This window comes from Psychrobacter immobilis (genome assembly GCF_904846235.1).
Lineage (GTDB): Bacteria > Pseudomonadota > Gammaproteobacteria > Pseudomonadales > Moraxellaceae > Psychrobacter > Psychrobacter immobilis_C.
On the sequence record NZ_CAJGZN010000002.1, the window covers coordinates 184,927 to 199,974 of the forward strand.

The window sequence follows — 15,048 nt, forward strand, 5'->3', positions numbered from 1 at the left end:
ATGAACATCCGCCAATATTCTGTCCAATTGCTAAGAAAACATCCTGTACCGATACTGCTAACTTGCCTTCAACAAAAAGCCGCCTATACAAACGTATGAACGGCTTTTCTATTCTAGCTAGGGCAAGTCCTACTAACAACTCTAAGAGGCAAATATTTAAGAAATAAATGCTATTCATTTAAAATTAATTAGATTCAGCATTTTCAAAAACCGCCTTCAAGAAGCTTTCAATCTGAGAGCTTTTCATTAAATAAGGATTGTAGTCAGAGCCTGCTGAAAAGTTCTTTAGGGCATGCTCTTCATCTTCAACGCTTGAGGTTAGATGTTTAACTAAAAACCCTTTCCATTGACGCGTTTCGATTTCCTCTATATTCACAATATTAGGGACAATAGTTGAATGCTCGTCAAGTATCTTTTCCAAGGCAGTATTGATAGCAGGTCTTGTCCCTTGGAAACTTTGAACGAAATAACCTTCGCTAATGACTAAAGCTGAAACGATATCGTTTTCTTCAAAATATCTGCGCCAGTACTCAAGTGCGCGAGTCAGCTCAATCCCCGAATCTAGATCGACATTTTTGGCGATATATGTCATGTGGATAAGAATATGTTCGCCATGCCTTTTTCTATCTTCTGAAGGTTGGCTTGCCGTTATGTTCATAAGAAACCTTATTTATAAAAAATTCATTCAAATCAAGGTATACTTTAAGATAAAGTATAATTAATAACGTTTTTTACCATTTGCTATGATTTTTTTAGATTTATAACATAGAAGTTTCAATGATATAGCATACCGATATCCATAGTAGTAAAATTATACTACAAAGTTGTCACGTTCAGTATCTTGGCATTATTCCAATAGTTAACAAGCCTAATCTATATTTTCCTATAGCCCTACCTTAATGCCCTTATATGACTGAGCCACGTTTACTGATTAACTAAATATTATAAACATCAATCAGATTCTTTAATGTCTATTAAGCTAGCCCGTTTATAGGTATATGAAACATAACCTACCCTCAATAAAAAGCCGTCTATGCTATGTATAAACAGTTTGGTATAGACAGCTTTGTTGTTGCATACTAATTGTTGTATATTGATTGAATAGCTAACGTATCAATACCGACCCATCTCAACGGTTGTTTCAGCAAGTACCGAATCGCCCTGCCATGCTTGTACATCTACCGTATACAGATGGTTTTTGCCGCCAGAGCAAGGTGGCTTATATGCACCGCCGGCCTCGCCTTTGCGATTGCGGTATTCTGCGACCATCTCAATACCTACTGGTACTTCGTAAGTATGACCAAATACTCGTGGCACTTCTGCGCTCGTAGCACCCTCTGGTAGTGCGAACTCCACGATACCATGGCCACCATGCTGCATACGCTTGTTGCTTACATCGTTATAGACGAATACCAAGCTTTCCGCGCCTGTAGGAATGTTTGAGACAGTCATGCTAGGCGTGGCTGGACTTTTGCCATCATAATTTAGACATTGCTGACCTTCAGGTACTTTTTTGCCATCCCAAGCAGCATCATTAAATTCAACATCCATTGCAAAAGCATTGGCAGATAAAGCCAAGGTCGCCAAAACTGTAACCGTTTTTAAGATGAAAAAGTTCATACTTGTTCCTTTAGGTAACTGATGCATTAATAACGATAGTCCATCTTATTTCGTAGATTAGTTTTGATAATTGAATATAACTTTATAATAAATAAACACGGTTAAGTTAATCATATCGTTTAGCATTTTTGTTAATCCTTTGGGCAAGTGATGAGCGGTTCTACAGGCTACATGTAAATACTGTCTCAATAAGCATGCTTGCAGTATCATAGGTTACTCGATAGGTATTTATCTGATTGGGTATGTTGTAGTAGTATCTGAATCATTGTATCTACACGACTTAGAATAATAGGATCATCATGTTTATCGAAGATAAGATTGCCAAAGAAAGTATGACTACTAAAATCTCGACCCCCAAAATCATCTTTTTTGACATCGATGATACCTTAAGCCGTAACGGCATTATCGCTGAACACAATAAAGCGACGCTTGAGCAGCTTGCAGATACCGATATTAAACTAGTGATTTCGACTGGCCGTTCTAAAGCCATATTGCCTGAAGACATTTTAGCGTTGCTTGATGCAGATATATTGGACGCCATTATTTGTATGAATGGACAATATAGTTTTGATAAAAGCGGCCGAATCAGCCACTACCCGCTAACGGCTGAACAGACAGATAAAATCGTACGCCTATGCCAGCAGAGTGATTTGATTCATAAGTTTGACTCTGCTACTCATATCGCTTGGTCAGGTGAAAATGAACGTTTACGCGAGTTCAATGCGGTCACGCCCAATTCGATCCTTGACCCTGAGTACTACAAAACAAATACCGTCTATCAATGCTCGGTATTCTTTAATAATCAGCAAGAAAAGATGCAAGACATCGACTTTGCCCAGTATGATTTAAAGCTGGTGCATTGGCATCAGATTGGTGCTGATATATTGCCAGCAGATGCGTCAAAAGCCCGCGGTATCAAAGATGTATGCAAATACTATGATGTAGATGCAAGCGAATGTATGGCATTTGGTGATGGTATGAATGATTTAGAAATGTTCGACTTGGTTGGATTTGCTGTAGCCATGGGCGATGCACAGCCAGCTTTAATAGAACGCGCTGATTTCGTCACTGGGACGATCGAAGAGTATGGTATTCAAACCGTGCTTAATCAGTTAACAATGAAGTCGTAAGACTGTTCAGGCACATAGAGCCATTAATGTTTATCTAATTAACGTTCAATTAAAAAAGCCCTTACTAACCGACTAGTAAGGGCTTTTTGTTATGGACTAACTTTATATAAACGTTTCAACTGGAAACTGTAGCGGTGATAATTCCAATACCTTGTCGAGTATTCATTTCATTCTTTCTACAAATCTAATAGAACGTTAAGGCGTCAGTTAAGGCCTCAATTAAGGCATGGTTAAGCCACCATCGACAGCGATAGATTGTCCAGTAATAGCCATGCTCAAATCAGATGCCATGAGCAATACTGAATTGGCAAAGTCAGCTACCGAAGTCGCTTGGCGCAGCGGCGTCGTAGTCGCGATATAGTCAAATACCTCTTCAGTGGTTAAGCTGCTTGCGTCGGTGGTTTTTAATAAGCCACCTGCTAGCAAATTCACCCGAATACCATATTTACCAAGTTCGCTCGCGAGATTGCGCGTTAGCCCAATCAATGCTGATTTAGCCGTGGTGTAATCATAATAGGTAACCACTGGGTTGTAAACAAGATTGGTTGAGATGTTAATAATTTTACCTACTTGCTGCGCTTTCATTTGCGGCAACACTGCTTGCACTGTATTGACTGCGCCCTTGACGATACCGTCCATTTGTTGCGAAAAGTGCGACCACCTTACTGTTTCAATACTAGTGTACGCAGCGCTTGGATTGAACTGATAACTTGGCAAGGCATTATTGACCAATATATCGATACGACCATGACGAGTGATGACTTCAGCTGCCATGGCTTGTACTTGCTCAAGATCGGTCACATCCGCCTGATAAGCAAATGCTTGTCCACCTGTCGCGATGATATCAGCCACTACTGCCTCAGCAGCCTCTTTACTATTGAGGTAGTTGACGCAAACGATAGCGCCTGCTGCTGCCATTTGCTGTGCAATCTGTGCACCAAGCCCACGACTGGCACCAGTGACTATGGCAACTTTATCCGTAAGCAATGCCGGTATAACTGAGTGGCTTTTATTCAAGGCATTTTGAGTTGAGGTACTTTCGGTCATTGTGCTGTATCCTTTATTATTATGGTATGGTTGGTGTCTTAGAGCCGAAGGCTTATACTTACTTAGATGATGTTCGTCATACTTCGGCCTGCGCCAATCATAGCATGGTTATATGCTATCTTTTTTCGATTCGACGTTAGCAGCTCGCTAGCAATTCTACCCAAAATTAGCTGTCATTAAGTTAGTTTTGCTACTCATCTCATTAGCCCAACTGGCTATTTTTATTAGTATTATTGAGCATTGCCTTAATGATAACCCTTTAAATTGTATAAACTAATGACCATAATAGTTTTATTGGCCATGTCAGGCTTGTATCTTTTTGGCTTTTTTATTGAATTTTTCTGATTTGCATTATCTTTATTTAGGAGAGATATTTTGACCCATTTATCGTCGTCCCATCCCACTACTCACACCTCGGCTAGTGTCGGTCGTATAGTGCCAAAAGCATTATTAGCAATGGCTGTCGGCTTGGTGCTTGCCAGCTGTAGCAACTCTGATAATGCAGCGGATGGCAGTGCTGCGGCGAGCAATGAGACGCTGAACCTTTACAACTGGTCAGAATATATGCCGCAAGAGATTTTAGATGGTTTTGAAGAAGAAACTGGCATCTCAGTTAATTACACCACATTTGACTCTAACGAAGCCATGTATGCCAAGCTCAAACTATTGGATGATTCTAGTCAGTATGACTTAGCGATTCCATCGACTTATTATGTTGAAAAAATGGCGAAAGAAGGACTACTACAAGAGCTAGACAAATCCAAATTGAGCAACTTCAAAAACCTTGATACCTCATTTACCAATACCAAAGTTGATCCTGATAACAAATACTCTATCCCTTATATGTGGGGCAGCACTGGCCTAGCCATTAATGGTGACAGTGTCGATCCGAAAACTGTTAATAGCTGGAATGACCTATGGGATCCTAAGTATAAGAGTCAGGTGATGCTGACCAATGATGTGCGTGAAGTCTTTGGTATGGCACTGCTGACTCTTGGCTACTCAGGTAATAGTAGCAATCCTGACGAAATCGAAGCCGCTTACGATAAGCTCACCACGTTGATGCCAAACGTCAAAACTTTTAACTCTGATGCGACACGTATGCCATATATCGAAGGTGAGACTGCGCTTGGTATGACATGGAATGGTGAAGCAGTCATGGCCAATGACGAAGGTTTGACTAGCTTGGTTTATAAGTATCCAACCGAAGGCGCTATCTTATGGATGGACAACTTTGTCATTCCAAAAAATGCCAAGCAAGTTGATGCAGCACATAAATTTATTGATTATTTATTACGTCCTGAAAATGCAAAAATCGTCAGCGAAGAGATCGGCTACGCATCACCAAACATAGCAGCGCGTGAGCTGATGGATGAGAGCGTCCAAAACAATCCAACGATTTATCCCTCTAAAGAAGTATTAGCAAAAGCTGAGTTCCAAGAAGATGTAGGCGATGAGGCGTTGCAAGTGTATCAACAGTACTGGGATAAGCTAAAGACTGGTCGTTAATAGTTTTAATTTAGTACTTTAAAATAAAGTAGTCTTTGAAAAATAAAAACGCTGATCCTAAATGGTCAGCGTTTTTTTGCGCTATAAATGTAAATCCGTCTCGCCGCCCTGCTCTTTCATTCGGCGCTGCTCTCGGCGCTGATAGCCTAGACCAGATGCAGCAAACCAATGCGGTTTCGATGTTTGCAGTAAATCACTCAGTTGCTGCAACTGAGTCTGCAAGGTTTGGGTCAACCAAAAATAGCCCTGCCACTCAAATGCTAGGTGCTGTACGCTTGGATACTCTGAGACAGCAATACGAGTAATGGGCCGGAATACTTCGTCACTTGGACTACGTAATACCGCTGCCATATGTTGCATCGCTTGGGTTAGCTCATGCTGATAATGTACCAATAGAACATGGTTTTCTTCATCAATTTCGATATTTGCCAAGCGCGGTGCCGCACTTAACAGCAAATCAATCGTTCCGATAATATTACGGTGGGTACGTTGAATTGTCTCTAGCGTTTCCTTTTCGATTCCTGACTCACTGGCAGTCGCCGCGATATGTGGTCGCACAGCCAGCAGACGTTTATTAATCTGCTGTAACGCTGTGACCAATGCCCTATCAACAGGTACTTCCTTAACAGGAAAGGCCGCTGGGTTTAACTTTTGAACAGAGTCGTCCACCACTCCATCCGTCGCGTCAATATGATGACCTACGCCAGCGTAGAGGCTACTACAAGCGTCAAGGTTACTACTCAATAAGAACCGCCACATCAACGTTGATTTAAGCGGCAAAATCAGCGTCACTGCTACCGAAACGCCTGTCCCCAGTAAGATATTTAGCGCGCGGTAGATACCATCTTGACCAATGCTACTATTGCCTAAATCAGAGACAATCATCAACATAGTGATACCCGTTAGCAGCCCTGTATACCCAAGCTGTCTGACGGCTAAATAGCCAATGATGCCGCTGAGCAGACCAATGAGCGCATAGTCCACCCATAGCCATGCGCCTGCGTTCTGATTAAACCATAACACCCCAAGCGCAGTACCAATACCTAACAAAGTACCAATCACGCGCTCTTTTGCCTTAGTATAAATAGCGCCTTGGTATTGCAATAACCCTAGAATAATAAATACTGTAATGGTCGTCCATTCACCGTGCGGAAGATTGGTGATTTTATTTACCAATAAAGCCAGTATCACAGCCGTACCTAGTCGGGTGGCATGTAGGATATCTGCATGTTGGTAGCGAACATAGGGTTCGACAAATGGAGCAGTAATACGCTGATAAAGGGTGGGTTTCACGCAAGGCTACTCTTTTTGGGTGGAATGTTTAGGTGAGACATTCTAATAAAGTATTATTAAAATATCTCAATAACTAAGGGTAAGTATAAATGGATATTCTATCAGCAAAATGACGGGCAAAAAATAACGCCTTTTACCCATTATTCACAGGTAAAAGGCGTTATAAAAAATATCCTAGCACACTATATTGAAATCTACGCTATTAAAGATTATTCATCAAATGACTTATCAAATTATTCATTGAGAACTGCGTCACTGTTAATGAATGATAGTCTATTGCGCTAGCGTATTACACTTCTAGGTAGTCTAAAATGCCTTCCGCAGCTTCGCGGCCTTCCCAAATCGCTGTCACAACCAAATCAGAACCACGTACCATATCGCCACCAGCGAAGATTTTAGGATTTTGAGTCTGGAATTTAAAGGTTTGCTTTTCGGCTGCTAATACACGACCAGAGCTGTCCATCCCCACTTGCTGAGACTCGAACCAATCAGCAGGACTTGGTCTAAAACCAAAGGCCATGATGACTGCATCACATGGGATGATCTCTTCAGAATTAGGAATTGGCTCAGGGCGTTGACGACCACGGTTGTCTGGTGCGCCTAACTGAGTAGTAACAACTTTTACGCCGTTAACTTTACCGTTTAAGCCAATGATTTCGGTTGGCTGACGATTAAATAAGAACTCGACGCCTTCCTCGCGAGCATTGACCACTTCGCGGCGTGAACCCGGCATGTTTTCTTCGTCACGGCGATAGGCACAAACTACTTTTTCGGCGCCTTGACGGATACTGGTACGGTTACAGTCCATTGCTGTATCGCCGCCACCAAGTACCACCACCTTTTTACCTTTAAAGTCGATGTACTCTTCAGCGTCTTTTTCCCAGTCATTGCAACGGTTCACGTTGGCAATCAGGTAATCTAACGCATCGTAGACGCCTGTCAGCTCTTCACCAGCGAAGCCGCCACGCATATAGGTGTATGTACCCATACCCATAAATACCGCGTCATACTCAGCCAATAGCTCATCAATGGTGACGTCTGTACCAATCTCTGTCTCTAAGCGAAATTCCATACCCATGTCTTCAAAGATGACACGGCGGTTACGCATGACGTCTTTTTCCATTTTGAACTCAGGAATACCAAAAGTTAATAAGCCACCAATTTCAGGACGTTTGTCAAAGACGACAGGCTTGACACCATTTCTGACCAAGATATCTGCGCAACCCAGACCTGCTGGTCCTGCGCCAATGATAGCAACTTTTTTGTCTGTCCAAACGACTTCAGACATATCCGGACGCCAGCCAAGTGCAAACGCGGTATCGTTGATATATTTCTCAACATTACCAATCGTCACTGCCCCAAAGCCATCGTTCAATGTACAAGCGCCTTCACACAAGCGATCTTGCGGGCAAACTCGTCCGCATACTTCAGGCAAGGTATTGGTACGGTGGCACAATTCAGCTGCCTGAAATATTTGTCCTTCTGTAGCCAGTTTTAGCCAGTTAGGGATATAGTTGTGTACTGGACATTTCCACTCGCAGTACGGGTTACCACACTCAAGACAACGATGCGCTTGCTGGGCAACGGCTTCATTTTCGAAAGGTTTATAAATTTCAACAAACTCTGTTGAACGCGTTGCAATGTCTTTTTTGGTTGGATCAAATCTCGGTACATCTAAAAACTGGAAGTTATTTTCTAAGCGTTTTGCCATGGTGCTATCTCTTTTATATAAGGCTCTTTTGCAGTGGGTGGCAACAGTCAGCGATGTTTGGTTTGTCTAAAATTTAAGACATATATCGCTGCTGTCACGTACCTGCTGAAAACCTGTGAGTTAAAACGTCTCTAAAAACGGAACGCTGGCTAACCTGATTAAAGCGACTGCCGATCCATCAATGCACTCCATTGATATGATAGACAGTCATGTATCGGCTATTGTGGGTCGGCCATGGTAGTTTTAAGAAGGCTTGCAATGTTCGCCGCTTTTGGCTTAACCAAATAGAACTTACGAACATAGTGCTCAAAGTCGTTCAGAATTGTCTGACCCCATGCACTGCCTGTTTTATCTACATGAGCTTCAATCACTTGTTGCAAATGAATGCGATGCTCTTCTGTTTGCTCGCTTGAAATACGGTTTAGATCAATTAGCTCATGGTTGCAACGATCAAAGAAGTCGCCTTCCATATCGAGTACATACGCAAAACCACCCGTCATACCAGCACCGAAGTTGAGTCCAGTACGGCCAAGAATCGTGACGATACCGCCGGTCATATACTCACAGCAATGGTCGCCTGTGCCTTCGATGACTGCATGTGCGCCAGAGTTACGGACGCCAAAACGCTCACCTGCTGTACCAGCAGCATATAGCTTACCGCCAGTTGCACCATAGAGACAGGTATTACCAATGATGGCCGTCTCTTGTGCTACAAAGTTTGAGTCTTTTGGCGGATAAATCACAATCTCACCGCCTGCCATACCTTTACCCACATAGTCATTGGCGTCGCCTTCAAGCTCGATATTTAAACCGCCAGCATTCCACACGCCCAAACTTTGCCCTGCAGTACCCGTTAGACGAAGCTTAATTGGCATATCGCTCATGCCAAGGTTGCCCCAGACTTGCGCAATCTCACCAGAAATACGAGCACCGATAGAGCGGTCACAGTTACCAACGAAATAGCTATAGTCGCCGCCTGCCCCTTTGCGAATGTTCACGAGCATATCGCTAATCATCTGCTCAGCAAGCAAGCCTTTATCAAACGGCTCATTACGCTCAACCTGACAAGTTTGTGCTTTGCCTACGCTGGCTGGGTGACTAAATAGCAATGGCGTTAGATCAAGATGACGCTGCTTATCCGTATTGCCTTCTAGAATATCAAGCAAGTCAGTACGACCGACCAGCTCTTCCATACTACGAACACCTAACGCCGCCAACCACTCACGCGTCTCAGTTGCGACAAACTTAAAGAAGTTAATCAACATTTCTGCTTCGCCAATGAAATGCTCATCACGCAGCTTGGCTTTTTGAGTAGCAACACCTGTCGGACAGTTATTTAAATGACAGATACGAAGGTACTTACAACCAACTGCAATCATTGGCGTGGTACCAAAGCCAAAGCTCTCTGCACCCAAGATAGCAGCTTTTACTACATCCAGTCCTGTTTTTAGACCACCGTCGGTCTGGACACGTACCTTATCACGTAACCCATTCACTCGTAGAGACTGATGAGTCTCAGCCAAACCTAGCTCCCATGGTGAGCCTGCATGATGGATAGACGATAGCGGAGACGCTGCCGTACCACCATCATAGCCTGAGATAGTAATCAAATCGGCATAGGCTTTTGCAACGCCTGTCGCGATCGTACCAACACCTGGACGTGAGACCAATTTAACCGATACCAATGCATCTGGATTGACTTGTTTTAAATCAAAAATCAGCTGTGCCAAATCTTCGATAGAATAAATATCATGATGCGGCGGCGGTGAAATCAAGGTCACACCTGGTACTGAATAACGTAAACGTGCAATCAACGCGTTGACTTTACCACCAGGTAGCTGTCCACCTTCACCAGGCTTGGCACCTTGAGCTACTTTAATCTGCATGACTTCAGCGGAGCGAAGATAGGCAGGCGTTACCCCAAAACGACCAGAAGCAACTTGCTTGATTTTTGAGTTGCGCAATGTGCCATAACGCGCAGGATCTTCACCGCCCTCACCAGAGTTTGAACGACCACCGATAGTATTCATAGCCATCGCAATCGACTCATGCGCTTCAGGAGATAGCGCGCCTAATGACATGCCAGCTGAGTCAAAACGCGTCAAGATTTCAGAGATATCTTCCACTTCATTGACATCGATACTGTTGTCAGTTTTCAGTTGCAACAAATCACGTAAAGTAGCAACTGGACGGCTATTAACTAGATCAGCATAATTGCGATAGTTATCGTAATCACCAGTACGTACTGCAGTATGCAGGCTGTTAATCACATCAGGGTTAAAGGCATGGTACTCTTTGTTGAAGACGAACTTAAGCAGACCGCCCTGATCTAGAGGAGCGCGTCGCTTAAACGCATTGGCAGCCAATTGCGCTTGATCAGCAGCAAGGTCTGCAAAGGTAGCGCCTTTGATACGGCTTTGTACGCCTTTAAAGCATAAATTGACGACTTCTTCTGAAAGGCCAACCGCTTCAAACAACTGCGCGCCGCGATAAGAAACAATGGTAGAGATACCCATTTTTGATAAGATTTTTAGCAAACCTTTATCCAAGCCTTTACGGAAATTAACACGGGCTTGAATCGGATCACCAAGTAGCTCACCAGTAGCAACCAAATCATCAATGACATCATATGCTAGATATGGATATACACAAGTTGCACCAAAGCCGATCAATACCGCTATTTGATGCGAGTCACGAGCAAGACCTGTCTCAATGATTAAATTAGCATCGGTACGGATACCTTGCGCGATTAGATAATGATGCACAGCACCAGTAACCATAATGGCGTTAGCAGGTACTTTGTCTGCATCGATATCTTTATCAGACAAGACAATCAACGTATTTCCTGAGCGAATGTTATCTGCCACTTGCTCACAGATAGCGACGATAGCATCAGATAGCTCTAGAGTACGGTCATAGTTCAGATCAATGCGAGCCATCTTGAACGCTGGATCATCCAAGGTTTCAAGCTGCTGCATCTTACTGGCTGACAATACTGGCGATGACAAAATAATACGATGCGCATCTCTCGCAGATGGCGCAAATACGTTAGTCTCAGCGCCTAAACAAGTCTGCAACGACATCACGATAGATTCACGTAATGGATCGATTGGCGGATTGGTCACCTGTGCAAACTGCTGACGGAAAAAGTCACCGACATGGCGAATTTGCTGCGACAGTACAGCCATTGGCGTATCGTCGCCCATTGAGCCGACTGGTTCTTGACCATTTTCAGCATTAGGGCGAATGATTTCTGTGCGCTCTTCATTGGTGATGTGATACATCTTTTGTAGCGCTTTTAGCTTATCACCGCGGCACGCTTGCGTTGCCAATGTCTCTTCTAGACGCTCATCATCACGAACACGCGTCGCTTCTTCACGCAACCATTTGCGATATGGATGCGCCGTTTTTAGTAAAGTTGCAATAGCTGTCGTATCTAAAATTTGACCTGTCAACGTATCAATGACCAGCATTTGACCAGGTCCAACGCGACCTTTTGCCAATACATCTTGTGGCTCGTAATCCCAAACGCCCACTTCTGATGCAACAGTGATATAACCATTCTTAGTGGTTACCCAACGTGACGGGCGCAAACCGTTTCTATCGAGCATACAGACCGCATAGCGTCCATCTTGAATGACTAGCCCTGCTGGGCCGTCCCACGCTTCCATATGCTGTGAGTAAAACTCATAAAACGCACGCAGATCCATATCCATGCTATCAACATTCTGCCACGCTGGTGGAACCAAAATCGACATCGCATGGAACAAATTCATACCACCAGACATTAGCACTTCAAGCATGTTATCTAGGCTTGATGAATCAGAACCTGTACTGTTTACAAGTGGCGTCAATTCATTCAAGTTCGGCAGTTTGTCTGATTTGAGCTTTGGCGTGCGTGCTTTGGACCAGTTGCGGTTGCCTGTAATGGTATTTAACTCACCGTTGTGCGCAAGATAACGGAATGGCTGTGCCAGTGGCCAACGCGGCAAAGTATTGGTGGAGAAACGCTGATGGAAAACCACGATATGTGACGCCAAGCGCTCGTCTTGAAGATCCAAGAAAAATGCTGGCAGGTCTGATGGCATGACCAGACCTTTATAAATAATGGTCTGGCAGCTTAATGAACATACATAAAACAGCTCGTCATCTGTCAGGCGCTGCTCTGCTTTTTTGCGTGCAACAAATAGCTTACGGTTGAAATCTTCAGCAGCCAAGTCATCTGGCGCATTGACAAATACCTGCTTAAAGTCTGGCAATGTCTCACGACCAATCTCACCAACAATACTCAAGTCAAGTGGTACATCACGCCAGCCAGCCACTTCTAATCCTTGGGCGGTAATCTCATCGCTCAATACTTGTTGGCTATGCTTGGCTTTATCGCTATCTAAATTAACGAACACCATACCGACAGCAAAGTTGTCTGTAATGGCAAATTGCTGCTCGTCAGCAATTTGTTTAAAGAAATCGGTAGGCGTTGCTAATAGTAAGCCACAACCATCACCAGTTCTACCGTCAGCAGCAACACCGCCGCGATGTGTCATACAACTTAAACTATGAATGGCAGTTTTTACCAAATCATGGCTCGCTTCACCCTCAATATGGGCAATTAGGCCAAAACCGCAATTATCAGAAAAATCATCTGGCGTGGCCAGGTGTGTTTGTGAGGAAATCATTGACATAGCTTGTCCTTTTAAGTAGACGGGCAACTTACATTTCCAATGCGGAGTATAAGTTGGTACCCGTAAGCAGAACGGGCTGATAGTGGATATTCGTGTGTTCGAATTGGCAAATAGTGCAATGCTCGATAGACATCATACTCTAAGAGAAAGTAAAACCCTTGACCCTCCTGGTCATTAGCTGATGTCTTGACATGTGGTCCGTGTATCAAAAGATAGTAAGTAGCAGCCCTTGGCAACGGGAGAATCTACGCCCTTAAATGCCAGTTACTCAATCAGTGATATCTAATGCCATTCATTTAAGCATCATTTGTTATGTTGTCATGTCTAGCATTTAAAGCTAAGCACACAATAACTTAATAACGGTGCACTTGTTTATCTTGAATATCTGACGCTCTGTATTCAAGCACTTTTTTTACCCTAAAAAGAGTGACAATAAGAGAGGTTGCGTCACTTACGATAACCTTATTATAGATAGTAAGTAACCGCGCTTGAGACAATAATATTTAGTAAAGAACTCTAAAAACTAAGAAAAAACCACTAAATAGTTGTTAAATAGACATTTTTTACGATAACTATACAGAACGTCGCCCACAGTTATATTAGTTAATGATTGTCGAAAAATCTAGTCTTTTCTATCGATTCATCAGCCATAAATTGTAAGAGGACTTATTACTATTGGTTATGAGACAAATAAAACTGCTATTAAAATTTTAATGCAAACCATATAAATGACAGTTAGCAAAAGGCTTTGATAATACTTAGCAGTAGTAGCTTGCCGCTTATTGTGACGATAAAACTATTTTGTATAGTGCTAAAAAAACCCACTGACCAGATAGCTAGTGGGTTAAATTAATCAGACAAAAACTAATTACTCTTATCTTCTATTAGCGCTTTTATACTATCGCTATTATTTTTGGGAGGATTAGCGTTAGTACTTTTGCCATTAGCATTTGAATTGTTGTTTGTGCTACTAGGGGGCTTAGGAGTTGGCACGACTGGTGGCTTCTTACTGGTACTGCTCTCCACCGGTGCCGCAGGCTTTTTGTTTTCTGGCGTGGGCTTACTTGCGTTGTTTTCGTCTTTTGGCGATGTTTCAGATATTGTCTGCGTCTCACCACCAACCGTACGCTCTTCGCTAACAGACAGCGTGGCAGAGGTATCTACCGACTGACGAATACTTTCTTGAGTGGTGCTACTATTGTTGCTTTCTTGGTTACTTCGATTACTGTTAGCACTAGCAGCTTGAGCAGCGGCGTCATCAGCTTCTTCTTGCAAACGAGCAGGCACTTCGCGCTTAGTAGGTTTCAAATCAACAGCACGTGTACGTTTTGTACTTAGATCTTTTACTGGATCAGGACGCTCATAATTATCAATGATACTGACATACCGATTAATCTCTTCTGGCAGTACACGTACGTTTGTAGGTAACTTAAAGTCTATTAACTTTGCTGCTCCTACCGCTTCTTGCGGGCTACTCATAATCCCATAAGTCAGCATATAACGGACTTGCTTTTCATCATCAAGATAACGGAAATAAGCGAATTTATCACGATCTTGACGGCCTTCTAAGTAACTAACAATCACATCATTTTCAGCGACATTCATTACTTGAACAGTCCACTTGCCTTTGTTAGCCAGCAGATAACGCTTATCTTTAAACTCATCAGGATAATCGCGCAAATCTCGAATCGTTGCATCAAAGTTAATCGGTTGTACATCCGTATCTAACTCATGTAGCGATTCAACTTTTAGTGGTTGCTCAAACTCTTCATTCAAAATCTCTGGCGCTGATATCGGTGCATTTTCAATTTTGGCACCCATGGCTGGCGTTTGACTAAACATCCATACTAACGCTGTGACCACCCCTAAAAGTAGGGTCACTATTAGCCAAATCAGTGCTTGACGACTGTATGATTGGCTAGCAGTACGCGTTTTTGTTTTTGATGTTGCCATGAGGCGGTCCTTGGTAAACACATGTTTTACAGCATGATATAAATGCTTATTTAAACAGAGGTACAGCTAACCAGTCGGCTATAAGTACGAGATTTTAGTATAA

Annotated in this window: 9 protein-coding genes; 2 read left to right on the top strand and 7 right to left on the bottom strand. The window is 43.0% G+C overall.

All coding sequences use genetic code 11. The features are described from left to right. Window positions 1–184 precede the first annotated feature (184 nt). Both JMX07_RS02070 and JMX07_RS02075 read right to left on the bottom strand, forming a co-directional pair. Window positions 185–658, bottom strand: a complete 474-nt coding sequence (locus tag JMX07_RS02070; RefSeq protein ID WP_201605949.1) for a BLUF domain-containing protein — start codon at window positions 656–658, stop codon at window positions 185–187. 455 nt (window positions 659–1,113) lie between these two features. Further along, window positions 1,114–1,620 (bottom strand): hypothetical protein, encoded by a 507-nt coding sequence (locus JMX07_RS02075; protein ID WP_201605951.1) that lies wholly within the window; start codon window positions 1,618–1,620, stop codon window positions 1,114–1,116. Window positions 1,621–1,919: 299 nt separating this feature from the next. Here JMX07_RS02075 and JMX07_RS02080 point away from each other — a divergent pair, with 299 nt between their 5' ends. Then, on the top strand, window positions 1,920–2,750 hold the full coding sequence (locus JMX07_RS02080) for an HAD family hydrolase (RefSeq protein WP_201605953.1): 831 nt from the start codon (window positions 1,920–1,922) through the stop codon (window positions 2,748–2,750). 219 nt (window positions 2,751–2,969) lie between these two features. Here JMX07_RS02080 and JMX07_RS02085 read toward each other — a convergent pair whose 3' ends face one another. Continuing rightward, window positions 2,970–3,797 (bottom strand): 3-oxoacyl-ACP reductase, encoded by an 828-nt coding sequence (locus tag JMX07_RS02085; protein WP_201605955.1) that lies wholly within the window; start codon window positions 3,795–3,797, stop codon window positions 2,970–2,972. A gap of 375 nt (window positions 3,798–4,172) precedes the next feature. Here JMX07_RS02085 and JMX07_RS02090 point away from each other — a divergent pair, with 375 nt between their 5' ends. After that, the gene (locus JMX07_RS02090; protein ID WP_201605957.1) at window positions 4,173–5,306 is read left to right on the top strand and encodes an ABC transporter substrate-binding protein; all 1,134 of its coding nucleotides are present in this window, start codon (window positions 4,173–4,175) and stop codon (window positions 5,304–5,306) included. 81 nt (window positions 5,307–5,387) lie between these two features. Here the strand turns inward: JMX07_RS02090 and JMX07_RS02095 are convergent, their stop codons facing one another. From JMX07_RS02095 to JMX07_RS02110, 4 genes are all read right to left on the bottom strand, one after another. Continuing rightward, complete coding sequence (locus JMX07_RS02095) at window positions 5,388–6,599, bottom strand: FUSC family protein (protein WP_201605960.1); 1,212 nt, start codon at window positions 6,597–6,599, stop codon at window positions 5,388–5,390. A 289-nt stretch (window positions 6,600–6,888) separates the two neighbouring features. After that, complete coding sequence (locus JMX07_RS02100; RefSeq protein WP_201605962.1) at window positions 6,889–8,310, bottom strand: glutamate synthase subunit beta; 1,422 nt, start codon at window positions 8,308–8,310, stop codon at window positions 6,889–6,891. A 218-nt stretch (window positions 8,311–8,528) separates the two neighbouring features. Next, a complete protein-coding gene (gene gltB, locus JMX07_RS02105; protein WP_201605964.1) occupies window positions 8,529–12,992 on the bottom strand; it encodes a glutamate synthase large subunit in 4,464 nt (1,487 codons plus the stop codon). Between the two features lie 864 nt (window positions 12,993–13,856). Next, window positions 13,857–14,945, bottom strand: a complete 1,089-nt coding sequence (locus JMX07_RS02110) for a hypothetical protein (RefSeq protein WP_201605966.1) — start codon at window positions 14,943–14,945, stop codon at window positions 13,857–13,859. Between the last annotated feature and the right edge of the window lie 103 nt (window positions 14,946–15,048).